General features: G+C 74.0%; 30 protein-coding genes. 16 read left to right on the top strand and 14 right to left on the bottom strand.

Annotation, left to right across the window (positions count from 1 at the left end; genetic code table 11):
• Positions 1-24: 24 nt before the first annotated feature.
• Positions 25-684, bottom strand: coding sequence for a hypothetical protein (locus tag G569_RS0116065; protein ID WP_028064143.1), 660 nt, complete (start codon positions 682-684; stop codon positions 25-27).
• Positions 681-1,286 (bottom strand): RNA polymerase sigma factor, encoded by a 606-nt coding sequence (locus G569_RS48995; RefSeq protein ID WP_084285032.1) that lies wholly within the window; start codon positions 1,284-1,286, stop codon positions 681-683. The genes G569_RS0116065 and G569_RS48995 overlap by 4 nt, the downstream gene beginning before the upstream one ends.
• A 198-nt stretch (positions 1,287-1,484) precedes the next feature.
• On the opposite strand from G569_RS48995, the gene G569_RS0116055 reads away from it, so the two are divergent.
• Both G569_RS0116055 and G569_RS48990 read left to right on the top strand, forming a co-directional pair.
• Positions 1,485-1,838, top strand: coding sequence for a hypothetical protein (locus tag G569_RS0116055; protein ID WP_157592082.1), 354 nt, complete (start codon positions 1,485-1,487; stop codon positions 1,836-1,838).
• The gene (locus G569_RS48990) at positions 1,835-2,380 is read left to right on the top strand and encodes a hypothetical protein (protein ID WP_037496959.1); all 546 of its coding nucleotides are present in this window, start codon (positions 1,835-1,837) and stop codon (positions 2,378-2,380) included. The genes G569_RS0116055 and G569_RS48990 overlap by 4 nt, the downstream gene beginning before the upstream one ends.
• A gap of 49 nt (positions 2,381-2,429) precedes the next feature.
• Here the strand turns inward: G569_RS48990 and G569_RS48985 are convergent, their stop codons facing one another.
• Both G569_RS48985 and aroB read right to left on the bottom strand, forming a co-directional pair.
• Positions 2,430-3,731, bottom strand: a complete 1,302-nt coding sequence (locus G569_RS48985; protein WP_037496956.1) for an aspartate aminotransferase family protein — start codon at positions 3,729-3,731, stop codon at positions 2,430-2,432.
• A gap of 39 nt (positions 3,732-3,770) precedes the next feature.
• A complete protein-coding gene (gene aroB / locus G569_RS0116040) occupies positions 3,771-4,934 on the bottom strand; it encodes a 3-dehydroquinate synthase (protein ID WP_053226461.1) in 1,164 nt (387 codons plus the stop codon).
• Positions 4,935-5,067: 133 nt separating this feature from the next.
• Between aroB and G569_RS58140 the strand changes: the two genes are divergently transcribed.
• From G569_RS58140 to G569_RS0116020, 4 genes are all read left to right on the top strand, one after another.
• Positions 5,068-5,724, top strand: a complete 657-nt coding sequence (locus G569_RS58140) for a GNAT family N-acetyltransferase (protein ID WP_053226460.1) — start codon at positions 5,068-5,070, stop codon at positions 5,722-5,724.
• Positions 5,724-6,506 (top strand): polysaccharide deacetylase family protein, encoded by a 783-nt coding sequence (locus tag G569_RS0116030; protein ID WP_053226459.1) that lies wholly within the window; start codon positions 5,724-5,726, stop codon positions 6,504-6,506. The genes G569_RS58140 and G569_RS0116030 overlap by 1 nt, the downstream gene beginning before the upstream one ends.
• Complete coding sequence (locus G569_RS63800; RefSeq protein ID WP_053226458.1) at positions 6,503-8,104, top strand: MFS transporter; 1,602 nt, start codon at positions 6,503-6,505, stop codon at positions 8,102-8,104. The genes G569_RS0116030 and G569_RS63800 overlap by 4 nt, the downstream gene beginning before the upstream one ends.
• Before the next feature lie 108 nt (positions 8,105-8,212).
• A complete protein-coding gene (locus G569_RS0116020) occupies positions 8,213-8,425 on the top strand; it encodes a helix-turn-helix domain-containing protein (RefSeq protein ID WP_028064139.1) in 213 nt (70 codons plus the stop codon).
• On the opposite strand, the gene G569_RS48970 is transcribed toward G569_RS0116020, so the two are convergent.
• From G569_RS48970 to G569_RS0115985, 7 genes are read right to left on the bottom strand one after another with little or no spacing between them, the layout of a single operon-like run.
• Entirely contained in the window at positions 8,391-9,149 is a 759-nt protein-coding gene (locus tag G569_RS48970) for a polysaccharide deacetylase family protein (RefSeq protein ID WP_053226457.1), read from the bottom strand. The two genes, G569_RS0116020 and G569_RS48970, sit on opposite strands and share 35 nt — an antisense overlap.
• Complete coding sequence (locus G569_RS0116010; RefSeq protein ID WP_028064138.1) at positions 9,146-10,165, bottom strand: C45 family autoproteolytic acyltransferase/hydrolase; 1,020 nt, start codon at positions 10,163-10,165, stop codon at positions 9,146-9,148. The genes G569_RS48970 and G569_RS0116010 overlap by 4 nt, the downstream gene beginning before the upstream one ends.
• Positions 10,153-11,112 carry a sugar ABC transporter substrate-binding protein gene (locus G569_RS0116005; protein ID WP_084285029.1) on the bottom strand — a complete coding sequence of 320 codons (960 nt, stop codon included), beginning with the start codon at positions 11,110-11,112 and terminating at the stop codon, positions 10,153-10,155. Before G569_RS0116005 ends, G569_RS0116010 begins: the two co-directional genes overlap by 13 nt.
• The gene (locus G569_RS0116000) at positions 11,109-11,882 is read right to left on the bottom strand and encodes an ATP-binding cassette domain-containing protein (RefSeq protein WP_028064136.1); all 774 of its coding nucleotides are present in this window, start codon (positions 11,880-11,882) and stop codon (positions 11,109-11,111) included. The genes G569_RS0116005 and G569_RS0116000 overlap by 4 nt, the downstream gene beginning before the upstream one ends.
• Complete coding sequence (locus G569_RS0115995) at positions 11,879-12,874, bottom strand: ABC transporter permease (RefSeq protein WP_211233006.1); 996 nt, start codon at positions 12,872-12,874, stop codon at positions 11,879-11,881. Before G569_RS0115995 ends, G569_RS0116000 begins: the two co-directional genes overlap by 4 nt.
• Complete coding sequence (locus tag G569_RS0115990; protein ID WP_028064134.1) at positions 12,871-13,638, bottom strand: SDR family oxidoreductase; 768 nt, start codon at positions 13,636-13,638, stop codon at positions 12,871-12,873. The genes G569_RS0115995 and G569_RS0115990 overlap by 4 nt, the downstream gene beginning before the upstream one ends.
• A complete protein-coding gene (locus G569_RS0115985; RefSeq protein ID WP_028064133.1) occupies positions 13,635-14,675 on the bottom strand; it encodes a Gfo/Idh/MocA family protein in 1,041 nt (346 codons plus the stop codon). Before G569_RS0115985 ends, G569_RS0115990 begins: the two co-directional genes overlap by 4 nt.
• Positions 14,676-14,808: 133 nt before the next feature.
• Here G569_RS0115985 and G569_RS48965 point away from each other — a divergent pair, with 133 nt between their 5' ends.
• From G569_RS48965 to G569_RS58130, 3 genes are read left to right on the top strand one after another with little or no spacing between them, the layout of a single operon-like run.
• Entirely contained in the window at positions 14,809-15,534 is a 726-nt protein-coding gene (locus tag G569_RS48965) for a FadR/GntR family transcriptional regulator (protein ID WP_084285028.1), read from the top strand.
• Positions 15,531-16,259: an IclR family transcriptional regulator gene (locus G569_RS48960; protein WP_053226454.1), complete on the top strand. Its 729-nt coding sequence runs from the start codon at positions 15,531-15,533 to the stop codon at positions 16,257-16,259. The genes G569_RS48965 and G569_RS48960 overlap by 4 nt, the downstream gene beginning before the upstream one ends.
• Positions 16,256-17,353 (top strand): TOMM precursor leader peptide-binding protein, encoded by a 1,098-nt coding sequence (locus G569_RS58130; RefSeq protein WP_053226453.1) that lies wholly within the window; start codon positions 16,256-16,258, stop codon positions 17,351-17,353. The genes G569_RS48960 and G569_RS58130 overlap by 4 nt, the downstream gene beginning before the upstream one ends.
• On the opposite strand, the gene G569_RS58125 is transcribed toward G569_RS58130, so the two are convergent.
• Positions 17,299-17,727, bottom strand: a complete 429-nt coding sequence (locus tag G569_RS58125; protein WP_053226452.1) for a MarR family winged helix-turn-helix transcriptional regulator — start codon at positions 17,725-17,727, stop codon at positions 17,299-17,301. The genes G569_RS58130 and G569_RS58125 overlap by 55 nt on opposite strands.
• 38 nt (positions 17,728-17,765) lie before the next feature.
• Between G569_RS58125 and G569_RS48945 the strand changes: the two genes are divergently transcribed.
• The gene (locus tag G569_RS48945; protein WP_053226451.1) at positions 17,766-18,485 is read left to right on the top strand and encodes a FadR/GntR family transcriptional regulator; all 720 of its coding nucleotides are present in this window, start codon (positions 17,766-17,768) and stop codon (positions 18,483-18,485) included.
• Position 18,486: 1 nt separating this feature from the next.
• On the opposite strand, the gene G569_RS48940 is transcribed toward G569_RS48945, so the two are convergent.
• The gene (locus G569_RS48940) at positions 18,487-19,269 is read right to left on the bottom strand and encodes an SMP-30/gluconolactonase/LRE family protein (protein WP_306765043.1); all 783 of its coding nucleotides are present in this window, start codon (positions 19,267-19,269) and stop codon (positions 18,487-18,489) included.
• A 47-nt stretch (positions 19,270-19,316) separates the two neighbouring features.
• Here G569_RS48940 and G569_RS0115950 point away from each other — a divergent pair, with 47 nt between their 5' ends.
• The 6 genes from G569_RS0115950 to G569_RS48935 are packed head-to-tail and all read left to right on the top strand — an operon-like array spanning position 19,317 to position 25,118.
• On the top strand, positions 19,317-20,048 hold the full coding sequence (locus G569_RS0115950) for an SDR family NAD(P)-dependent oxidoreductase (RefSeq protein ID WP_028064132.1): 732 nt from the start codon (positions 19,317-19,319) through the stop codon (positions 20,046-20,048).
• A gap of 55 nt (positions 20,049-20,103) precedes the next feature.
• Positions 20,104-21,057 carry a phosphoglycerate dehydrogenase gene (locus tag G569_RS0115945; RefSeq protein WP_053226448.1) on the top strand — a complete coding sequence of 318 codons (954 nt, stop codon included), beginning with the start codon at positions 20,104-20,106 and terminating at the stop codon, positions 21,055-21,057.
• The gene (gene hisD / locus G569_RS0115940; RefSeq protein ID WP_028064130.1) at positions 21,054-22,334 is read left to right on the top strand and encodes a histidinol dehydrogenase; all 1,281 of its coding nucleotides are present in this window, start codon (positions 21,054-21,056) and stop codon (positions 22,332-22,334) included. The genes G569_RS0115945 and hisD overlap by 4 nt, the downstream gene beginning before the upstream one ends.
• Positions 22,331-22,534 (top strand): hypothetical protein, encoded by a 204-nt coding sequence (locus tag G569_RS58120; RefSeq protein WP_028064129.1) that lies wholly within the window; start codon positions 22,331-22,333, stop codon positions 22,532-22,534. The genes hisD and G569_RS58120 overlap by 4 nt, the downstream gene beginning before the upstream one ends.
• A complete protein-coding gene (locus G569_RS0115930; RefSeq protein WP_028064128.1) occupies positions 22,531-23,307 on the top strand; it encodes an SDR family NAD(P)-dependent oxidoreductase in 777 nt (258 codons plus the stop codon). Before G569_RS58120 ends, G569_RS0115930 begins: the two co-directional genes overlap by 4 nt.
• On the top strand, positions 23,304-25,118 hold the full coding sequence (locus G569_RS48935; protein WP_064750375.1) for a thiamine pyrophosphate-dependent enzyme: 1,815 nt from the start codon (positions 23,304-23,306) through the stop codon (positions 25,116-25,118). Before G569_RS0115930 ends, G569_RS48935 begins: the two co-directional genes overlap by 4 nt.
• Before the next feature lie 903 nt (positions 25,119-26,021).
• On the opposite strand, the gene G569_RS48930 is transcribed toward G569_RS48935, so the two are convergent.
• Complete coding sequence (locus G569_RS48930) at positions 26,022-26,870, bottom strand: sugar phosphate isomerase/epimerase family protein (RefSeq protein WP_053226446.1); 849 nt, start codon at positions 26,868-26,870, stop codon at positions 26,022-26,024.
• Positions 26,871-26,875 lie beyond the last annotated feature (5 nt).

Raw genomic sequence — 26,875 nt, 5'->3', positions numbered from 1 at the left:
TGACGCCCGGTCAGTGTGCGAACTTCAGCGCTGGATCCGCTTGCCGAGGCGCGGGTACGCCTCGTTCGGCTGCAGGTGTCCGTCGAAGACGAAGATGAACGCGCCGCCTCTCGCCGGCGGGGCGGAGTGCGTCTTGCCCTTGAAGTCGACCGCCACTTCCCGGTCGGGACGGCTGGAGCGCCCGTAGATGATCGTGCGCGGGTGCTCGCCGGCGGTCTGCAGCCGGTCGCTGAGGATCGGGAACCGGGAGAGGTCGCCGCAGGAGCCCGAGCTTCCGGTCGCGAAGGCGTGGAACTTCCCGTCGCGGATCAGACCCAGCTGAACCCCGCGGACCTGCCCGGCGATGGAGCAGTCCAGGCCCTTCTGGGAGGTGTAGACCCCGACGCCCCATGACGCCGCCCCGGTGGAGTCCTTCGCCTTGGCCGCGAGGTCGTAGAACCCGTTGGGGTCGTAGCGGGCGCCACGCACCGTGTGGTCCGGTACCGGCTCGCCGGTCGAGATCAGGTCGGCGGCACCCGCGGCGGCCGCGCCGCCGAGCACGACGGCGGCCAGCAGCGCGATCCCGCGCCGGCGGCGGCGGCGCGCACGCCGCGGCGTGGCCGCCGCCTCGTCGCGTCGCGCGGCCTCCATCAGCTGGTCGAGCAGCTGCTCGCTCGCGGCGCGGTGGGGTTCCGGGGCGCTCACGCGGTGTCTCCCACCATGTCCTGCAGGGGCTCATCCGACAGCTCTCGAGCGAGCGCGCGCAGGCCGCGCGAGACGCGGGCCCTCGCCGTCTGCTCGGAGATCGCGAGCGCGGCGGCCACCTCGGCGTAGGAGTGCTCCCGCACGACCCGCAGCTCGACGGCCGCGCGCTGGTCCGCGGGCAGCGCGTCGAGCGCCCCGGCGACGCTCTCGGCGAGCGTGTCGAGCCCGGCCAGCGCCTCGACGCGGTCGGCCTCCTCGTCGCTGAGCGCGGGGACCGAGATCGAGAAGCGCTGGATCGCCGCCCGCTCGGTCTTGCCCGACCGCCAGTAGTGCAACAGCTCCGTCCGCGCGATCGCGAACAGCCACGCCTGTTCCTCCTGCGTGGTCTGCCCACGGAACTGCCGGCGCCGCTCGAGCGCCTTCGCAAACGTCTCCGACATGAGGTCGAACGCCACCTCGGGATCCAGGACCCGCCGCGCGAGGAAGGCCAGGATGGACTCGTAGTAAGCACGATAGAAGTCCGCGAAAACCTCGATGTCATCGAGCGACTGCACGAGCAGGCTCGACGGCCGGGGACCCAGAAGGCGGAAGCGGCGACGCACTGGAAAGCGAGCCTAGCCCACCCGCGTCCGCACGCACAGGTTTTCGCAACGTGCGGGGAGGTTTCGCCCGACCTGTCACAGCGTCGTCACGACATGGCTCCTAGGCCACGCCGGAGCGCGCACCGGTCCTCCAACCGAAAGGACCGAGAAATGAACCGACGCACTCGGCGCGCATCTGTGCGCGCGATGCTCTGCGCCATGGCGCTGTCGTCCGGCGTGTTGCCGGCCACAGCCCACGCGCAGGTGACCAGTGACCTCATCGACTGGAACCTCACCGAGTCGACGAGCACCTGGAACACGCAGTACCACATCAGCACCAGCGGGGACGGCTGGGCGGCCTTCCGCTGGCTCGACAGCCCGAACAAGACCACGGTCATCTCAGGCAACTCCTGCGCGGACCTGACGCTGTACGGCAGCGACACGATCGGCGTCAACGACACGAACTACCACAACCTGTTCTGGGGTGGCGCCGGGACGTGCTTCGTCCTGCGCGGGCGGACCGCCAGCGGCTCGGGCTCGATGGTCAACCACGACGGGAGGGTCCGGCGATGACGCGCGTCCGCATCCTCGGCGTGGCGGCGGTCGCCGCCGTCCTCGCCGTCACCGGGTCGAGCGTGGCCCAGCAGGGCTCCGGCGACCCCGCACTCGAGCGCTCCGCTCAGCTCGCCGTCGCGCCGGCCCCGGCGGCCGGCTCCCCGATCGGCGCCGAGGCCGCGCGTTCGGCCGCGGCCGGGATCGCGCGCACGATCCCGCTGCCTCCGGGCGGCACGTTCGACGGCATCCGCTGGGAAGAGGCGGGTGGCGTCTTCACCGCGGACGAGATCGCGCTCGTCCTGCAGTACAACGCCACCTGCCAGTGGCTTCGCGCCTGGCGGGACGGCCGGAACACGCCGGCGACCGCGCGCGTGCTCGCCGACGTCCCCTCGTGGCCGCTCTGGCGCGGGGGCGACGGCGCGGCGGCGATCGCCGGGGTCGTGGGCGACGTCCGTGCGGGCGGTGGGGCTGACGCCCGCGCGATGCTGGCGGACTGCGACGCCGCGCACCAGCGCGAGGTCGCCTACGCCACCGCGAAGGGACTGACACCGACACGATGAGCGGTGCGGGGCGGGGGTGGGGGGAACCACCCCCGCCCCGCACGGCCTCTCAAAGGCGCGCGAGCGCGTCCACCGCGGCGCGCAGCGCGTCCTCCGCCGCTTCGAGCGAGCGGTCGACGTCAGCGGCCGTGTGTGAGGCGCCGATGTGGCTGCGGCCCAGGCTCTCCGGCATCTCGAACACGCCGCGCTCGATCAGCTCCCGGCGGTAGCGCCCGAACAGCGCGTCGTCGTTGCGCAGCACGTCCTCATAGGTCTCCAGCGGGCCATCCATGAAGCACAGGACGAACAGCGACCCGAACCCGCCGACGGTCGCCGGCACGCCCACCCGGGCGGCGACCTCGGTGAGACCGTCGCGCATCCGCTCGCCGAGCGCGAAGACATGCTCGTGGACGCGGCCGTCCTCGAGCTGCTCGATCGTCGCCAGCCCCGCCTCGACCGCCGCCGCGTTGCCGTTGTAGGTGCCGCCGAAGTGGACGTCGCCGTCGGCGGTGGTGTTCAAGCGCTCCATGTGCTCCCGCCGGCCGCCGATCGCCGCCAGCGGGAAGCCGTTGGCGATCGCCTTCCCGAGCGTCGTCAGGTCCGGATGCACGCCGCAGATGGCCTGGTAGCCGCCGATGTGGTGGCGGAAGCCCGTGATCACCTCGTCGAAGATGAGAAGCGCGCCGGTGGCGTCGCAGAGCTCGCGCAGGCCTTCGAGGAAGCCGGGGCGGGGGAGGAGCCCGGGCGAGTTGTGGGCGACCGGCTCGACGATGATCGCCGCGACGTCCTCGCCGTGGCGCTCGAGCGTCTGGCGGACGTCGTCGAGGTCGTTGTAGCGGCAGACGAGCGTGGCATCGATCGCCGCCTCGAGCATGCCCGCCGAATGCGGGTCGCGCCGGCCGACGCGGTCGGGGCGGCTCAACACATTCCGGAGCACATAGTCGTGAAACCCGTCGTAGCAGCCTTGGAACTTGATCAGCTGCTGCCGACCGGTCACGCCGCGCGCGAGCCGGATCGCGTGGTAGGTCGCCTCTGATCCGCTGTTGCAGACGACGGTCTGCTCGATCGACGGCACGTGCTCGACGATCTTGCTCGCGAGCGCGACCTCCGCCTCGGTGACACCGACGCCGAACAGCACCGTCTCCTTGATGGCATTCGCGACCCGCTCGGTGACCGCGGGGTGCGAGTGGCCGAGGAAGATCGCACCGTACGCGGCGTGGTAGTCGACGAAGCGGTTGCCGTCGAGGTCCTCGAGGTACGCGCCCGCTCCGCGGCGGAAGCACAGTCGCGGCTCACTGCGCCGGCGACACGTGTTCACGCCGCCCGGGATCACCTCGGCGGCGGTCTCGAGCAGGGCTTCGGACGCGTTCATCGGAGACCTCCAAAGAGAGTAAGTGATTCAATCACTCTACTACGTGACGTCGCATTCGGCCAATGCGCCGCGGATCTCGCCCTCGGTGACGTCGTCGGCGATGACGGTCTCGCCGAGTGCCACCGGCAGGACCCAGCGCAGGCTGCCCGCGCGGATCAGGCGCACCTTCTCCATCGCGGCGAGCAGCGCGTCGGCGGTGACATCGGCTCCGAGCGCGGCCGCGCGGGACGGCAGCCCACAGCGCTCGATCACGGCCAGCAACCGGTCACGTGTGCCGGTGGAGAGCCAACCGCGCCGCGCGGCGATCCGCGCTTCCACCGCCATCCCGAACGCGACCGCCTCGCCGTGCAGCAGCGGGGCGTACCCGGTCACGGTCTCCAGCGGGTGGCCGACCGTGTGTCCGAAGTTGAGCGGGCGGCGCAGGTCGTCCTCGTACGGGTCGCGCTCGATCAGCGCCGTCTTGATCGTCGCGGCCGAGCGGACCAGCGGTTCGAGCGCGGCGGGGTCGCCGGCGACGAGCGCGTCGGCCTCGTCCTCGATGAACGCGAAGTACTCCGGCGAGGCGATCACGCCCTTCTTGATGCACTCCGCGACCCCGGCGGCGAGCTGTCGCGCGTCGAGCGAGCGCAGATAGCGCAGGTCGGAGATCACGCCCGCCGGCTGCTGGAACGCGCCGAGCAGGTTCTTCGCCACCGGGTGGTTGACCGCGACCTTGCCGCCGAGGGCGCCGTCGACCATCGCCAGCAACGTCGTCGGCACGTTCACATACGGCACGCCGCGCATGTACACGCTCGCCACCCAGCCGCCGAGGTCGGCGATGACACCGCCGCCGAAGCTCACGACCACGTCCCGGCGCCCCAGCCCGCTGCCGGCGAGCCAGTTCCAGAGCGCGACCGCCGACTCGAGCGACTTGCTCGCCTCGCCGGCCGGCACCGTGTGCATGAGGACCTCGTGGCCGAGCGCTCGCAGCTCGTCGCGGAGCTCGTTGCCGTAGAGGGCATCGACGGTCTCGTCGGAGATCACGGCGACCGTGTGCGCCTGCTCGAGCAGCTCGGCCAGGCAGCGCCTGGAGCCGGCCGCGTCGCGGGTGACGTGGATCGAGTGGCGCTCGGTGCGGGTCGCGTGGGCGACGACCGGGCGGTCGTCGTGTGACATGGCGATCGCGTCGCGGACGCGGAAACCGGTGATGACGGCGCTGTGCATGCCGCCACCGTGCGTCGCCCGACCGCCCGCCGGTATCCCGTTCCGGTGGGATCGAGTGCGACGCCCGCATCCCGTCGCCGATCCTGCGATCAGGGGATGGCGCGCCGGGCTCGCGCGGCCGAGGTTTGCCGGCATGTCCGAAATCCAGTTCCGCGACGCGCGCGGCGCCGAGCTCGCCGACGGCTGCGCGCTGCTCGCCCGGTCGCTCGCCTTCGCAGAGCGCGACGCGTTGCCGCCGTGGCTCGTCCAGACGAGCGCCGCGCACGGCGGGCTCGCGCTCGGCGCGTTCGACGGCAGCAGCCTCGTCGGCTTCTCGTTCGCGCTTCCGGGCGAGCCCTCTACGCTCTTCTCCTGTGGCCTCGCGGTCGCCCCGGGCGTGCGCGGCCGGGGTGTCGGCCGCCGTCTGAAGCAGTTGCAGCGCGACCGCGCGCGGGCCGCCGGCGTGCGGTTGATCCGCTGGACCGCCGATCCCCTGTCGGTGCCGGCCCTCGCCCTCTACCTCGGTCGGCTCAGGGCGCGCCTGGTCGCGTACGCGCCGGCGCTCTACGCCGCCGTGCGGCCGGGGGCGGCGGACGACGTCGTGATCGAGTGGCCGCTCGTTGAAGGTCCGGCTCTGGGGTCACCGTCAGCCCGGGTCGAGATCCCGCTCGACCGTGACGCCGGCGACCGCTGCCGCGGCGAGGTGCGGCGCGCGATGACGGACGCGCTGGCCGCCGGCGGCGTCGGTGTCGACGTCACCGTCGACCGCGCCGCCGGCCGCGCGTGGGTCCTGTTCCGAGAGGGGGCGTGATGGGACTGTCGATCACCGTCGACGTCGACGGCGCCGCGGGCCTGCCCGGCGGTGGCATCGGCTTCGAGCAACGGCTCTCCTGCTGGTCCGAACGCACCTACGGGCTCACCGCCGGCCTGCCTCGGATCCTGCGGGCGCTCGACGAGTTCGAGGCGCGCGCGACGTTCTACGTGGTGGGCGTGACCGCGCAGCGCCACCCGGACGACATCGCGGCGCTCGCGGGTTCGCGCCACGAGATCGGGCACCACGGCCACACGCACCGTCTGCCGTGCCGGATGGACGCGGTCACCCAGCGGCGCGAGATCGCCGACGGCACCCGCGCGCTCTCGGCCGTGACCGGTATCACGCCTCGCGGCTACCGCGCACCGGGCTGGGAGCTCACACGCGCGACGCTCGACGCGCTCGGCGAGGCGGGCTTCGTGTTCGACTCGAGCCTGATGGGCGACGACCGTCCGTACTTCGTCGAGGCCGCCGGCCGGCAGTTGATCGAGCTGCCGGTGCACTGGGCGCTCGACGACGCGCCGCACTTCGCCCACACCACCGATCAGGCCGGCCTGCTCGCCGTCTGGCTCGACGAACTCGCGCTGGCCGTGCGCGAGGACCGCCACCTCACGATCACCTGCCATCCGGAGATCCTCGGCCGCGGCGCCCGCGTCGACGTCCTCCGCCGGCTCCTCGACGCCGCCGCCTCGAGGGGCCTGCGATCGATCCCGCACGGCGAAGTCGCGGACACGGTCGCCGCCGCCCTACCCGCGGACTCGTTCGCCTCCACCTCGCCGTGACCCGCGCGGCGCTGTGCGCGTGTGTTCCGGCGGCGCTGGGCGCGTTCGACTTCGGTCTGCTCGCGCTCGCCGGCCCACGCATCTCATCGGAGCTCGGTGTCAGCGGGGACGCCTACCCGTGGCTCTTCAGCGCGTCCTCGTTCGCGTACGGCGCCGCCGTCATGGCGGCCGCGGCGGTGACCGCCCGGCTCGGCCCGCCGCGCGCACTCGCGCTCGGCCTCGCGGCCGCCGCCCTGGGCGTCGCCACCCTCGCGCTCTCGACGGGCCTGGCGACGACGCTCACCGCCCGCGTGGTGTTCGGCCTCGGCGGCGCGCAGGCGGCAACCGCGGCCCTGGCCCTGCTGGCGTCGGCCGGAGAGACCCGCGGCCGCGCGGCGGGCTTCGCCGCGCTGGGCGGCGCCGTGGCCGCGGGCTTCGCGACCGGCACCCTGGCGGCGGGCGTCACCGACTGGCGACTCGTCCTCGCGGCGGTCGCCGTCCTCACCTTGGCGACCGCCGTCCTCGCGTCCCGGCTCGACGTCGAGCCGAGTAGGCCCGCCGCGCCGCAACGAACGACAGCGCGGCCGGCCGCCGCGCCGACGCCGGCCTCTCTACCGCGGCGCACCGTGTCGCGGGTCGCCGCGCCACGCGCGGCGCCGCCGGCCGTGCCGGCGCGCAACGCCGCGCCGCTCGCAGCTCCGCCGGCCGTCCCGGCGCGGAACGCCGCGCCGCGCTCGGCGCCGCCGGCCGCGCCGGCGCGGAACGCCGCGCCGCGCTCGGCGCCGCCGGCCGTGCCGGCGCGGAACGCCGCGCCGCGCTCGGCGCCGCCGGCCGCGCCCCAACGTCGCGCCCCGGCGCCCGCCTCCCCGCCGCTCGCGGCGCCGTCGGCCGCGCCGGCGCGCAACGCCGCGCCGCCATCCTCCGCGCGGCGCGGCGCGCCGCTCGCCGCGCCACCTCGCGGCGGCGTCGCGCTCACCGCCGCGATCGTCCTCGTCGCCGGCGCCCTCGCGGCCGCCAGGTGGCCCGCCACCGTGCTGGCCGTCGGCGCCGGCGTGGCGTTCGTCGTGTTCGTCCGGCGCGCTCGGTGTGGGGCGGCGCTCGGTGCGGCGTGTGGCGTCGGCGCGGCCACGACCGCCACGGGCGTAGGGGCGACGGTCGTCCTCGGTGCCGCGCTCGCCGCCGAGGGGCTCCCGCCCTCGCTGCTCGTCGTGTTCGGGCTCGGCGTCGTTCCCGGGGCGTGGGTGGCACGGCGGATCGTGGCGCGGGCGGGACCGCAGGCCGGCGCTTCGGCCGGCATCGCGATGCAGGGCCTCGCGCTCGCCGCGGTCGGCCTCGCGCTCGCGACCGAGAGCCCATCGGTCGTGCTCGCGGCGGCCATCGCCTGCTTCGGCGCCGGTCACGTCGCGGCCAACGCCGGCGCGGCGGCCGCGGCGCTCACCACGGGCCCGGCCGCCCGCTCCGCGGCGCTGCTGATCGCGGCGCAGTACGTGGGCGGCGGCGTCGGGTCGTTGGCGGCGACGTCGATCGCTGCCGCTCACGGCGCGCCGGCCGCGGTGTTCGTGACCGCCGCGGTCGCCTTCGCCGGTGTCGTCCCGACACGACTCTTCCGGGCTGCGTGACCCGTCCCGCGACTGGGGCGCGCGGCGGACGAATCTCGCCGAGCATTTGCAGGGACTTGAGGTATTGGCCCTGGTACCGACGAGGGTGAACCCCGAGCATGCGCGCCCGTGGAGCCGCTGGCTCAGTTCTCGGAGAACCTGCGCCGGCTGCGGCTCGCGAACGGCATGACGCAGGAAGCGCTCTCCGATGCCAGCGAGCTCGACCCGGGCGAGATCTCGCGCCTGGAGCGGGGCGACCGCAACCCGCGGCTGTTGACGATCGTCCGGCTTGCGCGCGGGCTCGACGTCACTTTGCCTGAGCTGCTGTCCGGCGTCGAATAGTCTCGGCGGCGAGCGCGCCGTGGGTGACGGCCTCGAACCCGAGCTCGCGGGCGAGGTCGAGCACGCGGCGGAGGATGTCGGCACGGTGCGGTCGACCGAGGATCTCGGGGTGCAGGGTCAACGTGATCGCACGCCGCTCGTCCGCTGCGAGCTCGAGCTCGCGCCGCCACACGTCCCAGAGTCCGCTGCCGGCGGGCGACGCCTCGAAGTACGGCGCGTCGTCGAGGCTCCAGTGCACCGGCAGCTCGACCAGCGGGCCGGCGGTGTACGGCCGGTCGTCGCCCATCAGGCTGGAGTCGTACTCGAAGCCGTGCTCGGCGAGCAGCGCGACCGTCACCGGTGTCAGTTCCCACCCGGGCGCGCGATAGCCGCGCGGCCGGGCCGCGAGGTTCGACAGCGCCGCCACACCGCGCAGGATCTCCTCGCGCTGCTCGGCCGGGCTCAATGTGTCGGGACGGCGGTGCGTGTGCCCGTGGTGGCCGAGCTCGTGACCGCCTGACGCGATGGCATGGATCGCCTCGGGATGCCGCAAGGCGGTGAGCCCTGGCACATAGAAGGTGGCCACGACGCCATACGCATCCAACAGTCCCAGGATCCGCGGAAGCCCCCGCAGCACCCCGTACGTGCGCTCGGAGCGGCTGGAGAGACGGTCGGCGTACGCGCGCCCGCCGTCCGGCAGCCCGGCCTCGCCGTCCACGTCGACCGTGATCGCGAGGCTGGTCACCAAACAACCTCGAACGGCGTCGAACAGGGTGGCCCAGGCGCCACGCGCAGCAACCGCCGCGCGGGCTCCATCCACACCGCGAGCAGCGTCGCGCGGCGCTCATGCCACGGACCCGCACCATCGTCGTGCCGGCAGACCGACTCGAGCCGCCCGTCGTGCAGCGCCAGCGCATCCGGCGGTGCCAGTCCGTCGCGCGCCGCTTCCAGCAGCCGCGAGCGGCGTTCCAAAGTGCCGGGGTGGACACTCGGCGTCGGGTCGCTCCCCGACGCCGGCGGTAGCAGGAAGTGGTTCGTGTGCACGAGCCAACCGTCATCCGCTGGCGAGACGAACCGCGTCCCTCCCGGAGATAGCTCCGCGGCGAACAACGAGTCGCCCGCCGCGACCGTGATGCACGACGACGCCGCCGTCCGGACATCACGCAGCAGCGCCCGCGCCTCCGAGGCAGACGCGCAGCGCTCGAGCACGAGCCGCAGCAACAGGTGGATGGGCATGCCACCCGTCCGTCGGTCCTCCGAGCACGTGAGGAAGTTCAGCCCACACGCCACACCCGCGTCGTTGCACCCGAGCTTGGCGAGCACGCCGGCCTCGGTGACGGTGGTGAAGCGCCCTCCGGCGTGCTCGACCGTCCACGCGATCGCCGCGCCCGCCAGATCGGGATGCCAATCCCACGTCTGCGCGAGCCACGTCCCGCGACGAGCCACCAGCGAGCACTCACCCCGCGCCTGCGTCCCCGCGAGCAACTCGGTGCGAGCGTTGATCGCCAGCAGCTCGCGGGGATCGTGGCCGGCGCCCGCGGCGAGACCTTCGATCTCGTCCACGAGCTCCGGCCACCCCGCGGACACCGCGATGCCGACCTGCTCACCGAGCCGCAACACCTCGTCACGACACAGCCCGGCAGCGTCGGCGAAGAGCCGCCGGTACACCCCGACGGTGCGCGCGACCGCCTCCGCACAGGCGCTGCCGAACGCACGCCCGCGATCCCCCGGGGAGACCTCTCGGGAGACTAGCCCTTCCAACTCGCGGCGTTGTCGGCGCTGACGACCGTGACCGGGACGAGCGTCGTCTTCTCGACCGCCTGCTTGCGCGCGGCGGCAACCGCGGCCTTGACGGCGTCTGCCCCCAGCTCGTGCGCCGACCACGCGACCGACGCGTCCACGACCGTCCCGCTCTCGATGTCCTTGACGATCGCGGGCTGCGCGTCGAAGGACACGACCACCGGGTCCTCCTTGGCCGCCTGCAACGCCTTGATGACGCCGATCGACTGGCTGTCGCTCGTCGAGAACACCGCGTCGAGGTCACGGTGGCGCGCGAGCATGTCCTCCATCGCCTTGCGGCCCTTCTCGGGATCGCAGCCCGCATCGGCCTCGGCGACGTAGGAGAACCCGGGTCCCGCGCCCGCCTTGAAGCCGTCGAGCCGCGCCGTGGTGACCGGATGCCCGGCGACGCACAGGATCACGCCGACCTTCCCACCGTCCGGGAGCTTCTGCTTGAGCCACGCGCCGCCCGCCTCGCCACCCGCGCGGTTGTCGGTGCCGATGAACGCCGCGAGCTTGTCGTTGAGCTCCTCGGCCGGCGCGTCGAAGAGCACGAGCGGGATGCCCGCGTCGATGACACGTCGCAGCGCCGGGAGCAGCGGCTTGGTGTCGGAGCCGTTGACGGCGATGGCATCGACGCGCTTGGCGATCGCGTTCTCGATCAGGGCGACGACGTCGTCGGTCGACCCCTGCGCCCGCCCGGCCGAGACCGTGACCTCCGCTCCCGGCTCCGACGCGGCCTGCGCCTCGGCCCCGGCCTTCTGCGCGATGTAGAAGTCATTGCCGAGCGACGCCATCACCACCGCCACACGCACCGGCTTGGCCTTCGCCGCCGCCGATGCTGCCGGCGCCGCGGGCTCGTCCTCCCCGCCACAGCCGACGACCACGGCGGCCAGGACGGCCACGGCCGCCAATCCACGTCTCCTCATCCAAGCTCCCTCCTCGGGGGCGGCGGAGGCACCGCGCCGACGATCATCGACACGAGCGCCTCGTGGTTTTCGGATGTCGGTGCCGCTACGCCGACCGTCCGGCCCTTACGGAGCACGACCGCGCGGTCGGCGACCTGCGCGACGTGCTCGAGGTTGTGAGAGATCAGGATCACTGCGACGCCGCGCTCGGGCAGGCGGGCGATCAGCTCGAGCACCTTGGCCGACTCACGCAGTCCGAGCGCGGCCGTCGGCTCGTCGAGGATCACCAGCCGCTGGGCGAACGCGACCGCGCGCAGCACCGCGATCGCCTGCCGCTGTCCGCCCGACAGAAGCGCGACCTCCTGACGCGGATCGACGCGATCGACCGCGAGGCGCTCCAACTGCGCGATCCAATCGCGCTCCATCGCGCGCTCACGCAGGAGCCCGAGCCGCCCGAGCGCCCGCGGGCGCCGCAGCTCCCTCCCGATGCGAAAGTTCGCGACCGCGGACAGATTGTCGAAGAGCCCGAGGTCCTGGTGCAGCGTCTCGATCCCCGCGTCGCGCGACGCGCGCGGCGAGCCGAGCACGACCGGCCGGCCGTTGATGCGGATCTCGCCCGCGTCGAGCGTGTGCACGCCGCCGATCGCCTTGATCAGCGTCGACTTCCCCGCGCCGTTGTCGCCGAGCAGCGCGACGACCTCGCCGGCGTGGACCGACAGCTCCGCACCGTCGAGCGCCCGCACCGCGCCGTAGCTCTTGACGGCGCCGCTGACATCGAGCAACGGCGTCATGCGATCGACGCCCGGGTCCGGAGCCGCTGCTCGAGCCGCCCGCGCAGGACGTCGAGCTCCAGCGAGACGATGACGAGCGTCCCGACCGCGATCAGCTGCCAGAACGGGCTCACCCCGAGCAGATCGAGGCCGTTGCGGATCACGCCGATGATCAGCGCGCCCGCCAGCACATTGACCACACGCCCGCGGCCGCCGAGGAAGCTCGCCCCGCCGATGATCACGGCCGTGATGGCATCGAGCTCGAGGAGCTGGCCCGCCTGCGGCGAGGCCGAGTCGGTGCGCCCCGCGACGAGAATGCCCGCGACCCCCGCGAGCAGCCCGCAGAGCGCGTACACCGACAGCAGCACGCCGTCGGCGGGAATGCCCGCGCGGCGCGCCGCCTCCGGGTTGCCGCCGACCGCGTAGATCCAGCGTCCCCACTGGGTGCGACCGAGCAATGTGCCGACGCACAGCGCGAGCGCGGCGACGAGCACGACCGGCACCGGAATCCCCAGCACCGTGCCCGAGCCGAGCGTGCTCACCACCGGCGGCAGCCCGGTGCGCGTCTCGCCGTCGGAGATGACGAGCGCGAGGCCGCGCGCGATGCCGAGCGTTCCCAGCGTGACGATGAACGGGTTCATCACCCGCCCGAAGACGAGGACCGCGCCGTTGACGAGCCCGACCGCGAGGCCGGTCAGCACGAACAGCGCGAGGCTCGTCGGGCCGGACGCCGACGTCGCCGCGATCACGCCCGCAAGCCCGACGACGGATCCGACGGACAGGTCGATCCCGCGGGTGATGATCACCAACAGCTGCCCGAGCGCGAGCACCGCCACGAACGACGCCTGGAAGCCGAGGTTGGTGAGGTTGCGGCTCGTGAGGAAGTACGGCGACAGCAGCGCCATCACGACCAGCAGGACGACGAGGATCACGAGCGGACCGCCTTGGAGCGCCCGCAGGCCGAGGGCGGACGTGCGCCGGTCGGCGGCGGGGGTGACCGCCTCGGCGCTCACGAGCCGCCCTCGACCATGCGCTGCAGCGGGAGCGCCGCCGTCAGCAGCAGCCCGCCGTCGACCACGAACGAGCTGCCGGTCACGTACGCGGCGTCCGCCGACACCAGATGCGCGATCGTGGCCGCGACCTCAGCGGGAGCGCCAGGCCGCCCGAGTGGGATCGGTGGCAGCGACACGGAGTGCGGGTCGACGTCGGCCTTGCCGGTCATCGGCGTGGCGATGTGCCCGGGCGCGACGGCGTTGACCGTGATCCCGAACCGCGCCAGCTCGAGCGCCATCACCTGCGCGGCCATGCCCAGGCCCGCCTTGGCGGCGGAGTAGGCGGCCGCGAAGCGCAGCGGCACGTGCTCGTGCACCGATGTCACGAACACGATCCGACCTCCGGCGCCCGCGGCCACGAGCCGCTGCGCCGCCGCCTGCGCGCAGAGGAACGGGCCGGTCAGGTTGATCTCGAGCGCACGCCGCCACGCGTCTGGCTCGTCGTCGAGGGAGCCGGCCCGATGGTTGGCGCCCGCGCACGCGACGAGTGCCCAGAGGCTGCCGCCGAGCGACGCCGCCAGCTCGGCGATCGCGTCGCCCGGACGGTCCGTCAGATCCAGCCGCGCGACCTTGGCGCCAAGCCCGGCCTGGCGGGCGGTCTCGAGCGCGCCCGCCTCGTCCGTGTGCCACGTGACTCCCACCGCATATCCGGCGCGCGCCAGCGCGATCGCCGTCGCCCGGCCGATGCCGGAGTCCGATCCGGTGACGATCACCGCGCCGCTCACGTCGCCACCGCGCGGTAGAGCTCCGTCAACAGCTCGATGTCACGGGCGCCCTGCTCCGCGGGCGTCCGGCACGGCTCACCGGCGGTGATGCAGGCGTGGAAGTGCTCGAGCTGGCGCACGTAGGCATTCGCGGGTTCCCGCCAGCACGCGTTCCCGACGCGGAGCTCGGCGGGCGCGGACCCGAGATAGGGAGCGGGGAACCGCAGTCGCGAGACGCCGTCGCCGGTGTAGACCGTCAGCTCCTCGCTGAACTCGCCGGCGGGCAGCCGGTACCAGCCGGCCGTCCACCGGGCGCCGTCATCGCGCGCCCACGCGCCGTACGCCGCGTCGGCACCGCCCGCCGCGTCGGTGACGTGCCACGCGCCCGGGCACACGCCCAGCACCAAGTTCACGTCGTGGATCAGCGCACCGAGGAACACGTCCGAGAACGGGGCGACGTGCTGTGGGTCGTCGGTCTCCAGCGCCGTCGCGACCTGCGCCGCGGTGTCACGCCGGTACGCGGCCGTCGCCCGCGGGCGGGGAGCGATGAAGCCGGACGGGCGCAGCCGCTCCCCGATCCCGGGGTCGACGGTCGCGCTGGCGACGAGCCGGAGGTCGCCGGACAGGTTCGCCCGCAGGCGCTCGTACGCGGGGTCGAACCGCTTCATGTACCCGACCTGCACGACGCGCCCGGCGCGGTCGGCCTGCGCGGCGATGTCACGCGCGTCGGCGGGATCGAGGCAGAGCGGCTTCTCGACCAGCACGTGGAGCCCGGCGGAGAGCGCGTCGAGCACGACGCGAGCGTGGGTGCCGTTCGGCGAGCACACGAGCAGCGCGTCGAGGTCGGCGCGCTCGAGCATCGGCGCGTGGTTGGCGTATGTGGCCGCGATCCCGTACCTGCGGGAGAGCGCGTCGCGGGCGGCGAGGTCCGGCTCGGCGAGCGCGACGACCGCGAACAACCGATCGAGCCCGAGCAGCGCGGGGAGATGCGCGACTTGGGAGATCAGACCGCCGCCGACGACGCCGAGCCGGACCACGGCATCGGGGACGTTGAGCACACAGAGATTGGATCATTGGTTGACTTCCGGCGTCAACGCCACGGATCGGTCCAGCGAATCCGCCGATATGTCGGCAGATCGGGGGACGAAGTTCTGACTGGCGGACCTAGGAGGAGGGTGGTCGAATCACCCTATGTCTCGGTTGCACCGCACGCTGCTCGAAGCCTTGGTGGCCGACATCGTGCGCGGAACTCTCCCCGAGGGCGCGCGGCTGCCCACGGAGGCGGCGCTCGCGCAGCGCTTCGGCGTCAGTCGCGGCGTCGCCCGCGAGAGCTTGCGCAGCCTGGAGGAACGCGGGCTCGTGACCGTCAAGCACGGCAGCGGCGCGTCGGTCCGGCCCGCGACGGAGTGGGACATGTTCAACCCTGACGTGATCGCCGCCGTGCTCTCGAGCGACCGCGGGCCGCAACTGCTCGGCGACTATCTCGAGTGCCGCCGGCTGTTGGAGATCGAGGCCGCGGCGCTCGCCGCGCGCCGCGCCACCCGCGCCCACCTCGTCGCCCTCACGGACGCGCTGGACGCGATGACCGCGGCCGCCGTGGAGACGGCGGCGAGCCCGTCCGCCGAGGATCGCTTCCACGCCGCCGACGTCGCGTTCCACCGCGCGGTCATCCATGCCACGGGGAACCGTGCACTGGGCTCGATGACCGAGCCGGTGCACCGGGCTTTGGCCGCGGCGCGGCGCCCGCTCGCGCGGCCGGACCTCCGGCTCGAGCGCAGCCTGCCCGAGCACCGGCGGATCCTCGGGGCGATCGCCGACGGCGATGCCGACGCCGCCCGCGACGCGATGCGCACCCATCTGCTCACCGTCGAGCGCTACCTGTCCGAGTACACCGCGGGCCTGCGGAGCCGCGTGTGAGCGCGACCGAGGCGTACTTCGCGAGCCGCGCGATGCAGGCGCTCGAGGTGCTGGCGTTCGGCCCGTCGACCGCCACCCGGTTGGCGAACGAGCTGCAGGTGCACCCGCGCACGGCGAGACGGCTCCTGAACCGCATGGTCCATGACGGGTGGCTCGTGCGGCGCGAAGGCCCGCGCCCGACGTACACGCCGACGATGCGGATCGTCGCCCTGGCCGCGCAGCTCGCGCATCGGGCGCCGCTCGTCCAATACACGCTCGACGTCGCCGACGGGCTGCATCGCGGCCCGGGTGACGCCGTCCACCTCGCGGTGCCGAGCTACCGCTCGGCGCTGCGGCTCGTGCGGGCGGCGCCGTCAGCAGCGGCGGCGCGCGACCTCACGCCGGCCAACGCGATCGCGGCCGGCAAGCTCCTCCTCGCGTTCCGCGATCCATGGCGCGAGGCGGTCCTGGCATCGCCGCTGACACCGCTGACCGAGCGGACGCTGATCGAGCCCAGCATCCTGCGCGCGGACCTGGAACGCGCACGCGAACGCGGGTACGCGCTCGAGCAGGAGGAGTTCCGGGTCGGCACGTACGCGCTGGCGGTCCCCGTTCGCGGCGACGACGACGAGGTGGTCGCGGCCCTGGCCCTCTCGACCGCGGGCGGGTCGATCGACGGACTGCTGGAGCGCGCCGCGGACGTCGTCGCGGCGGGCGAGGAGATCTCGGCGAGGCTGCAGGCATGAGCGAGCCCCGCTATCGGCTGCGCAGCTCGGTCGAGGCCGTGTGCGGCCGTGACGGGTCGCTGTTCCTCGTGCGGGCGTGCGAGGAGGATCTCCTCGTCCGCGACGCGGTCGAGGCAGATCACGCACTGCTCGCGCTGCTCGGGGCGGGAGAGCCTTCGCTCTCCGAGCTGACCGCGGCGATCGGGCTCGACGCCGAGGCGAAGCTGACGTCGCTGATCGCCGCGGGCGTCGTCGTCCAGGCGGCGAGCTCGCCCGCGCTGGCCGGCGACGACGCGGAGCGGTACGCCAGGCAGCTGCCCTACCTGGCGGACTTCGGCGACGAGCGCGTCCTCCAGCGGCGGCTGGGCAACGCGTGCGTGGCTGTCGTCGGCTGTGGCGGGCTCGGCACGTGGGCGATCTGCGCGCTGGCCGCGGCCGGCGTGCGGCGGTTCCGTGTGGTCGACGATGACACCGTCGAGCTGTCCAACCTCAACCGTCAGGTGCTCTACTCGCCTGCACAGCTCGGCGCGGCGAAGACCGGCGCCACGGAGCAGTGGCTGCGGCGCTTCGACGAACAGGTCGAGGTGGAGGAGCTGCGGCTCCGCGTGGACAGTCCGGCCGCCGCCGACGCGGTCGTCGAGGGCGCGGATGTCCTCGTGCTGGCCGCGGACTCGCCGCCGTACGAGCTGGCGCGGTGGATCAACCAGGCGTGCGTGCGCGAGCGCGTCCCGTTCATCACGGCCGGCCAGCTTCCGCCGCTGGCGAAGGTCGGTCCGCTCTACTGGCCCGGGCGCACCGCGTGCTTCGCCTGCCACGAATTGGCGCTGCGGCGCGAGTCGCAGGACTACGACGCGTACGTGGAGCACATCGGGTCGGCGCCCGTGCGCGGTGCCACCCTCGGCCCTGCGTCCGGCGTGGTCGGGTCGATGCTCGCGATGGAGCTCGTGCATCTGCTGATCGGGGCGGAGCCCGCCAGTGCGGGCGCGGCGCTGCTCGTCGATCTGCGCACGTTCGGGGTGCGACGGGAGCCGATCGCGCGCGATCCCGCCTGTCCGGCGTGTCAGCCCCAGACGCGCCAGATCGGATCGACGGCGTCGGTGACCGGCGGGTCCTGATCGCGTTCCTCCACGAGCTGCCCGAGCGCGACGATGACGTCGGGATCGTGGTCGGCGAGCAGGAACTCGAGCCTCGTGGCCAACGCGTTGCGGCCGCCGGCGGAGAGCCCGACGAGCCTCAGCCGCCGGTCGGCCGGGTCGGTCTGGCGCTCGACGTAGCCCTGCTCCTCCAAGCGCTGCACCAGTGTCCCAGCGCCGCTGCGCGAGAGCCCGGTGACCGCGGCGAGCCGCCCTTGCGGAACGGCGCCGTGGTGCGCGAGGTGGAGCAGCGCGGAGAGCTCCTCGTCGCCGACACGCAGGCGCTGTCGCATGCGCCGGAGGTGCTCGATGGCTGCGAGTTCGAGCGCCGCGAGTGCGCGTTGCACGTCGGTCATTGACGTACGAGTGATCCTGTGATTGGGTCTGTGGACCAATGCGGTTGCACCGCGAGGCCATGCTGCAGTACGTCGCCGACATCGTGGACGGTCGATTGCTGCCGGGCGACGCCCTGCCGCGCGAGGTCGCGGTCGCGGAGCGGTTCGGCATCAGCCGCGGCATCGCGCGCGAGTGCCTGCGCGCGCTGGAGGAGCGTGGACTGGCGACCGTCAAGCACGGGAGCGCGACGACGGTCAATCCCCGCGAGGACTGGGATCTGTTCGATCCCGACGTGATCGCCGCATCGCTCGCCGGGTCGGCCGCGGTCGAGCTGCTGGGGGAGTACCTCGAGTGCCGGCGGATCGTCGAGATCGACGCGGCGGGGCTGGCGGCCCAGCGCGCGACCCCGGAGACGATCTCGGTGTTGGAGGCGCGCCTCGCTGACATCGAGAGTGCGTTGTCGGTCAAGCCCGCCCGTGACCAGGAGGCCGCGTTCCATGCCGCCGACGTCGCGTTCCACACGGCGCTCGTCGAGGCGACCGGCAATCTGGCGCTGCTCGCGTTGGTGCGCCGCGTCGACGCGGCGCTGCTCGCCGCCCGCTACCCGCTCGCCCGCCCCGCGTATCGACGCACGCGCGCGCTGCCGGAGCACGAGGCGATCCTCGCGGCGGTCAGCGCAGGGGACGCGGAGGCGGCGCGCTCGGCGATGCGCGCGCACCTGGACACCGTCGAGGGCTACCTCCAGGAGCATGCCCGCAAGGTCGCGCGGGCGGCCTGAGTCAGGACGCACGGAACCTCCAGGTGACTCGGCCGGCGACGCCTGGGCGCAGACGCATGAGCGGGCCTCGGCGTGCCGACGTGACATAGAGATCGCGCAGGTCCTCGCCCCCGAACGCCATGCTCGTCGGGTGGGTTGCGGGGAGGGGGATATGCGCGTCGAGGCGTCCGTCGGGGAGGTAGCGCCGGAGCGCGCCGCCGCCGAAGAGCGCGATCCAGATGCCACCTTCGGCGTCGACGCACAACCCGTCGGGGAGGCCGTCTGCCGGGTCGATCGCGATCAGCGGCCTGCGGTTGCCGAGCAGCCCGCGGTCGAGGTCGAAGCCGATGGCGTCGATGCGCTGCGTGAGCGAATCGACGTAGTAGAGGCGGGTCGCGTCGCGGTCGAAGTCCAGGCCGTTGGAGATCGTCACGTCGCGGATCGCCGTGTCCGGCGGGCCGTCGCCCGTGTAGCGGTACAGCGCGGCGGTCCCGTGGGTGCGGGTGGTCGACATCGTGCCCGCCCACAGGCGCCCGCGCGGGTCGACGACGGCGTCGTTGAAGCGGTTCTCCGCCCGGTCTGGTTCGACGGTCGCGAGCTCCGCCTGGTCGAGCGCGACCAGCGTGCGTCCGATCCCGGCCAGCAGGCCGCCGTCGGCGGTCGGCACGGCGAAGCCGACGTGGTCGGACACGGCGCGACGCCGCTCGCGGCCCGTGGCGACGTCGCGCACGACGATCGCGGGCGCGTGGATGTCCACCCGCAGCAGCTGCCCGGTGTCCGGGAGCCAGACCGGTCCTTCTCCCAGGATGTCGGCGCTCTCGATGAGGATCTCGACAGTGATAGAGTGATTATATCTCTGGCATCGCGATTGTCACCGGTGGCACTCGAGGAATCGGCCTCGCGGTCGTCGAGCGCCTGCTCCGCGACGGGCTGTCGGTGTGCTTCTGCGGGCGGTCCTCGCCGGACTTCGAGGTCGCGGACCGCGCCTTCTTCGTGCCCGCCGACGTGGCGTCCGAGGACGATGTCCGTGCGCTCGTCGACGCGTGCGTGGCGCGGTTCGGGGCGCCGACGGTGCTCGTCAACAACGCCGGCCGCAACGCGAACTACTCCGCGACAGCGTTGACCGAGGCCGAGTGGGACGCGTTCATGGCCACCGACCTCAAGTCCGCATGGCTGTGCGCGAAGCACGTGCTGCCTTGGATGGGCGAGGGCGGCGCGATCGTCAACGTCTCATCGATCCACGCGGCCGTGACGTTGGACGGCTTCTTCCCGTACGCCGCGGCGAAGGCCGGCCTCGTCGGGCTCACCCGCAGCCTCGCGCTCGACTATGGCCCGCGCGGCATCCGCGTCAACTGCGTGTGCCCCGGCTTCACCGACACGCGGCTCGTGCGCGAGAGCATGGCGCGGGCGGACGACCCGGCGGCGGCCGAGCGGGCGATGGTCGCGGGCGTGGCGCTGGGGCGGATCGCGACGCCGGCCGAGGTCGCGGCGACGATCGCGTTCCTCGCCTCCGACGACGCGAGCTATGTCACCGGAGCCACGCTGTTCGTCGACGGCGGCCTGACGGCTCGCCGGGCGGGGTGAACCCGGACAGATCTGTGTCTACCCCCGCCGGTCGTCCGGTGATTGGATCTCTTTCGTGAACGCGACGATCCTCGTGACCTGGCCGGACTTCGACGTCGACGGTCCTGACGTCGGCCGCCGGTTGTCCGCCGCGGGGCACGAGTTGCGCCTCGCGCCGGGCGTCGGGCGCTCGCGTGATGAGCTGATCGCGCTGCTCGATGGCGTGGAGGCGGCGATCGTGTCCACGGACCCCTTCGACGCCACGGTGCTCGCGGCTGCGCGGCGGTTGCGCGTCATCGCCCGCGTGGGCGTCGGCACCGACTCGATCGACCTCGAGGCCGCCGCCCGGCACGGCGTGGCGGTCTGCACGACACCGGGCGCCAACACCGAGAGCAGCGCCGACCACGCGATCGCCCTGATGCTCGCTGCGTTGCGCCGGGTGCCAGAGCATGATCGCGCCGTGCGCGCGGGGGCGTGGGAGCGGACCGGGAGCGCGACGGGCTGGGAGCTGCACGGTGCGACCGTCGGACTCGTCGGCTGCGGCGCGATCGGTCGCGCCGTCGCGCGCCGGCTCAGCGGCTTCGACGCGCGGGTCCTCGTGTTCGATCCCTACGCGGGCGACGCTCCGGGCACGGAGCGCGTTCCGCTCGAACGCCTGCTGGCCGAAAGCGACGTGATCTCATTGCATCTGCCGCTGACATCGGCGACCCGAGGGCTCCTCGACCGGCGCCGCCTCGCCCAGATGCCCGCTCGGGCGGTGCTGGTCAACACCGCCCGCGGCGGACTGATCGACGAGGACGCCCTCGCCGACGCGCTGGAGCGCGGGGCGCTGCGTGCGGCGGCACTGGACGTCCTGGCGAAGGAGCCGCCGGGGGCGACACGGCTGCGCGCGCTGCCCAACGTCGTGCTCAGCCCGCACGTGGCGGGGCTCAGCGACCGGTCGATCCACGAGATGACCCGGCGGGCGACGGACGTCGTCCTCGATGTGCTCGCGGGGCGTGAGCCTGCCGACCGGGTGGCATCGGCATGATCCACTATCTCAAGAGCGCGCCGTGGCACGCGCCGGCGGCGGCCGCTGCCGTGCGTGAGCGCGTGTCCGAGCTGCTGTTGGAGATCGAGCGTGGCCGCGAGCAGGCGGTGCGCCGGCTCTCCGCCGCGCTCGACGACTGGTCGCCGCCGAGCTTCCTCGTCCCCGATGACGAGATCCGGCGCGCCTCGGAGGTCGTCGAGCCGGTGCTCGCGGAGCACATCGCGTTCGCGCAGCAGCAGGTTCGTGGCTTCGCCCGTGCCCAGCTCGGCACGCTGAGCGAGCTCGAGGTCGAGCCGCTGCCCGGGGTCGTGCTCGGCCACCGCCATCTTCCGGTGGGTGCGGTCGGCGCCTACGTGCCCGGCGGCCGCTACCCGATGCTGGCGTCGTCGTTCATGACGGTGGCCGTGGCGAAGGTGGCCGGCGTCGGCGACGTCACGGCGTGCGCGCCGCCGCGCGGCGGGCAGGGGCTCGATCCGCTGATGATCCACGCGATCGCGACCTCCGGCGCCGATCGGATCCTGTGTCTCGGCGGCGTGCAGGCGGTCGCCGCGATGGCGTTCGGGCTGTGCGGCGCCTCGCCGGCCGACCTCATCGTCGGGCCCGGGAACGCGTACGTCGCCGAGGCCAAGCGTCAGCTCTTCGGAACGGTGGGGGTCGATCTGATCGCGGGCCCGACGGAGATCGCCGTGATCGCGGACGAGACCGCGGACCCACAACGCGTCGCCGCGGACCTGCTCGGGCAGGCCGAGCACGGGCCGACGTCGCCGGCGCTGCTGATCACGACGTCCGACGCCTTCGGTCGGGCCGTGCTCGCGGCGGTGGACGAGCTGCTCGCGACGTGGCCCACTCGCGCGGTCGCAGGCGTCGCCTGGCGCGACCACGGCAGCATCGCGGTGGTCGAGGACGACGAGGCGGCGATGCGCCTCGCCGACCAGCACGCGCCCGAGCACCTCGAGGTGCACGTCGCCGACTCCAAGCTCGACCGCTACCTCGCCGGCCTGCGGTGCTACGGCGGCCTGTTCCTCGGCGCCGAGGCGACCGTGGCCTACGGCGACAAGGCGATCGGCACCAACCACGTCCTCCCGACGATGGGCGCCGCCCGCTACACGGGCGGTCTCTGGGCGGGCTCCTTCCTGCGCACCTGCACCTACCAACGGGTGACACCGGCCGGCACCCGCGCGGTGGCGCGGGCCGTGGCGGCGATCTCCCACGCCGAAGGCTTCGCGGGCCACGCCCGCACCGCCGAGCTGCGCCTCGCCGCCGCGGAGCGGGCATGAGCGCCCCCGACGCGCCCCGCGCCGCGCGCATGAGCGTCCCCGTCGCGCCCCGCGCCGCGCGCATGAGCGTCCCCGACGCGCCCCGCGCCGCGCGCATGAGCGTCCCCGACACGCCCCACGGCGCGCGCATGAGCGTCCCCGACGCGCCCCGCGGCGCGCGTATCGCTGTGCTGCGGCCGGCCGCCGCGGAGCGCCGATGAGCGCCCCCGCGACTTGCGTCGGTACGCCGAGCGCGAGCTTCCGCCTCGACGGTTACCACGCGCTCGTCACTGGCGCGAGCCGTGGGATCGGCGCGGCGATCGCGGTCGCGTTCGCGGCCGCGGGTGCCGCGCGGCTCACGCTCGTCGCCCGCTCGCTGGATGCCCTGGAGGAGGTCGCGCGGTCGGCGCGGCGCCATGGCGCGGACGCCACGGCGTTGGCGTGCGACGTCGCCGACGTCGCTCAGTTGCAGGCGGCGTTCACGCGCGTCGACGCGCTCGACGTCCTCGTCTGCTCGGCGGGCGCCAACGTCCCGCAGCCGCTCGCGCAACTCGATCTCGATGTGGCCGACGCCCTGTGGGCGCTCAACGTGCGGGCGGGTTTGCATGCGGCGCGGGAGGCGACCCGGCGGATGCGCGCGGGCGGCGTGATCGTCTTCCTGTCGTCGCAGATGGGTCACGTCGGCGCGCCACGCCGCAGCGTCTACTGCGCGACCAAGCACGCGGTCGAGGGGATGACCCGTGCGCTGGCGGTCGAGCTCGCGCCGCGCGGAGTCCGAGTCGTGGCGCTGGCGCCGACCTTCGTCGACACGGATCTGACTCTGCCGTTCTTGGCGGACCCGGGGTTCCGCGCCGACGTGGTGCGCCGGATTCCACTCGGGAGGCTCGCGACGGTCGACGAGGTGGCGGCGGCAGCGGTCTTCGCCGCCTCGCCCGCGGCCGGGTCGCTGACGGGATGCAGCCTGCGAATCGACGGAGGGTGGACGGCGCAGTGACCGAACGACTGACGACCGGCCAGGCACTTGTGCGCTGGCTGCAGGCGCAATGGTCCGAACGCGACGGCGAGCGCCGGCGCGCGGTGCCGGCGATGTGGGGGATCTTCGGGCACGGCAACGTGCTCGGGCTCGGGCAGGCGCTCGCGCAGGAGGGCGGGGAGCTGCCGCTCTTTCAGCCCAAGCACGAGCAGTCGATGGTGCACGCGGCGCTCGGCTTCGCCAAGGCCGCCCGAGGGGTGCAGCTCCAGGCGTGCACGGCGTCGATCGGCCCCGGTGCGACGAACCTGCTCACCGGCGCCGCGACGGCCACGGTCAACCGGCTCCCGGTGCTGCTCCTGCCGGCGGACACCTTCGCGTCTCGGCGATCGGGCGTCGTTCTGCAACAGCTGGACGGCGTCGGCGACATCACGGTCAACGACGCGTTCCGCCCGCTCAGTCGCTTCTTCGACCGCGTCAGCCGACCCGAGCAGCTGTTGACCGCGCTCCCGGCCGCGCTGCGGGTCCTGCTCGATCCGGCGGAGACGGGGGCGGTCACCGTGGCACTGCACCAGGACGTGCTCGGCGAGGCCTATGACTGGCCCGGGTCGTTCTTCGCGCCGCGGACGTGGGTGGTGAGCCGGCGGCCGCCGGCGGCCGAGGAGCTCGGCGCGGCGCGGGAGTTGCTCGCCGGCGCGCGCCGCCCGCTGATCATCGCGGGCGGCGGGGTGCGCTACTCGGCGGCTGAGGCGGCGCTGGCGGCATTCGCCGAGGCCGCCGGAATCCCCGTGGCCGAGACGTCAGCGGGCAAGGGCGTGATGGCGCGCGGTCCGCTGAACCTCGGCGGCATCGGCGTCAACGGCACCGCGGCGGCCCGGCAGGTCGCCGAGGACGCCGACCTCGTCGTGTGCGTGGGGACGAGGCTGACGGACTTCACGACCGGCTCGCTCTCGCTGTTCCGGCATCCGTCGGTGCGCTTCCTCTCGATCAACGTGCGCGCGGCGGATGCGGTCAAGCTCGGCGCGACCCCGGTCGTCGCCGACGCCCGGCTCGCCCTCGAGGCGCTACGGCGTGGCCTGACGACCGGTCCCGGAGAGCGTCCCGACGTCGTGTCCGCCTTGGCGTCATGGCGAGTCGACGTGGGCGAGCGCGCCGCGACGTTCGATCGCCGCGCGGTCTACGAGACGATCAACGCGTGCGCCCGCGCGGGCGATTGGGTCGTCGCGGCCGCGGGCTGGGCGCCCGGCGACCTCCTGAAGCTCTACGACGTGCCAGATGGCGGCCATGCCCACCTCGAGTTCGGCTATTCGTGCATGGGACACGAAGTCCCGGCGGGTCTTGGCATCCGCCAGCACGAAGGGCCGGCCGGGGAGGTGGTCGTCGTCGTGGGCGACGGCAGCGCCCTGATGGTCCTCGGCGAGCTGCTCACAGCCGTCCAACACCGCCTGAAGATCACCGTCGTGGTCATCGACAACGCCGGCTTCGGCTCAATCGAAGCCCTCGCCCTCGACCTCACCGGCGTCAGCGTCGGCAACCGCTTCGTGTCCGACTCCGGCGAGCCGCTCCCCGTCGACTACGCCGCCCTGGCCACCGCCCTCGGCTGCCGCGGCACCCGCGCCGACGACACCGAGACCCTCCGCGAGCTGCTCACCCTCGCCCGCACGGGCGACGACACCACCGTCATCCACTGCCCGGTCGTGCCAGGCGAAACACCCCCGAGCGGGGCCTTCTGGGACCTAGGCGTGCCCGAGATCGCAACCGACCCATCCACCCAACGCCGCCTCACCCAGGAGCTCGACCGCCGCCGCACCTTGGCCCAACGCCCACCCGCCTGACCCACACGCCGCCCCACGCGGCGCCATGCCGCCCGGCGCCTCGCCGCGCCGCCCGGCGCGTGGCCACGCCGCCCGGCGCGTCGCCACGCCGCCTCGCGCGCGCCACGCCGCCCCGCCCGGCGCCCTGTCGCGCGGCGCGTCGCCGCGCCGCCCTGCCGCCTCGCGGGCGCCACGCCGCCCCGCCCGGCGCCACGCCGCCCGGCGCGTCGCCGCGCCGCTCTGTCGCCCGGCGCGTCGCCCTGCCGCCCCACGCGTCGCCATGCCGCCCCGCGCGTGGCCACGCTGCCCGGCGTATCGGCACGCCGCCCCACCGGACGTCACGCTGCTCGCGACGCGCCCCCCGCCGCCAGCCCGGCGCCACGCCGCGCGCGCCGACCACGCCCGCCAGGCCGGCCATGTCGCGCCCGCCGCGCCGCGATGCCCGTGGCCGTTCCGCGTCACGTTGCACCGCCCACCCGGCCGCTCGTTCGGCGCGTGACGGGTGGGTTCATTAGGTTGCGCTACGCGCAAGGTTGTTACCCCACCCGTCACGCGGTTCCCCCGGCGCGCCGGGTTCGCCCACTCTGCTTCCGCACGGCGACGACGGCGAGCGCACTTCCGAACTTGAGCGCGCGCCCACGCGCCCTACCCGCGGACCGCGCCGCGCTGCGCCGCGCTGCGCCGCGCTGCGCCGCGCTGGGCCGCGCTGCGCCGCGCTGGGCCGCGCTGCGCCGCGCTGGGCCTTGGGCCGCGCTGCGCCGCGCTGGGCCGCGCTGGGCCGCGCTGCGCCGCGCTGGGCCGCGCTGGGCCGCGCTGCGCCGCGCCGCGCCGCGCTGGGCCGCGCCGCGCGGCGCCCGATCCCGCGGCGTGAGCGACGTCGCCGCCCGGAGCGAGCCCCCCAACGCGCCTCGTCGACAGCGGCGTTCAGCCGATGCCGAGCTCGCGGAGCCGGGTGACGCTGCGGGCGAGGTCGGTGGCCGGGTCGCCCGCGGTGTCGGGGCGGCGGTCCTGCTCGATGGTGGCGAAGCCGGAGTAGCCGGTTGCCGACAAGGTGTCGCGGAGGCCGGGGAGGTCGAGGAGGCCTTCGCCGACCGGGCAGAAGATGCCGGCGGCGACGGCGTCCCAGAAGCCGAGGCCGCGGGCGCGGACCGGGGCGGCGACGTCCTTGAGGTGGAGGTGGCGGATGCGGTCGGCGTGGCGGTGCAGCAATTCGAGGGGGTCGCTGCCCGCGTAGAGGGCGTGGCCGGTGTCCAGGCAGAGGTCGAGGGACGTGTCGGCGAGCAGTCGCGAGATCTCGTCCTCGAACTCGAGGTACCCGCCGGCGTGGGGGTGCACGACCGCGCGGACGCCGCGTGCGGCGGCGCGGTCGGCGGCGGCCACGAACAGCTCCAGCATGCTCGTCCACGCAACGTCGTCGAGTCGCGGCGCCGCAGGAGAGCGCCCGGCGACGGCGGCACGGGCGGCGCTGGGGCGGTCGATCAGGACCAGCAGGGAGCCGCCGGTCGCGGTGATCGCGTCGAGGGCGGCGTCGGTCGCGGCCAGAACCTCGTCCGACGGCGCGCCCGCGTGGAAGTCGTCGAAGACGAACGTCCCGACGGCGCCCAACCCGCGGGACGCGAGGGCATCGCCCGGCAGGTAGCCGACCGGGCCGAGCTCCATCCAGCGCAGGCCGACCGCGGCCAGCGCGTCGAGCACCACGGTGTACGGCGGGTTGCCGGGGGCGTCGGCGAAGTCGACGCCCCAGGAGACCGGTCCTCCGGCGAGTTCGATCACGGAGA

Origin of the sequence: Solirubrobacter soli DSM 22325, from assembly GCF_000423665.1 — a bacterium.
Taxonomy (GTDB): domain Bacteria; phylum Actinomycetota; class Thermoleophilia; order Solirubrobacterales; family Solirubrobacteraceae; genus Solirubrobacter; species Solirubrobacter soli.
The sequence above is the reverse complement of the archived record's forward strand: the minus strand, read 5'-3'. Positions and strand labels throughout refer to the sequence as shown.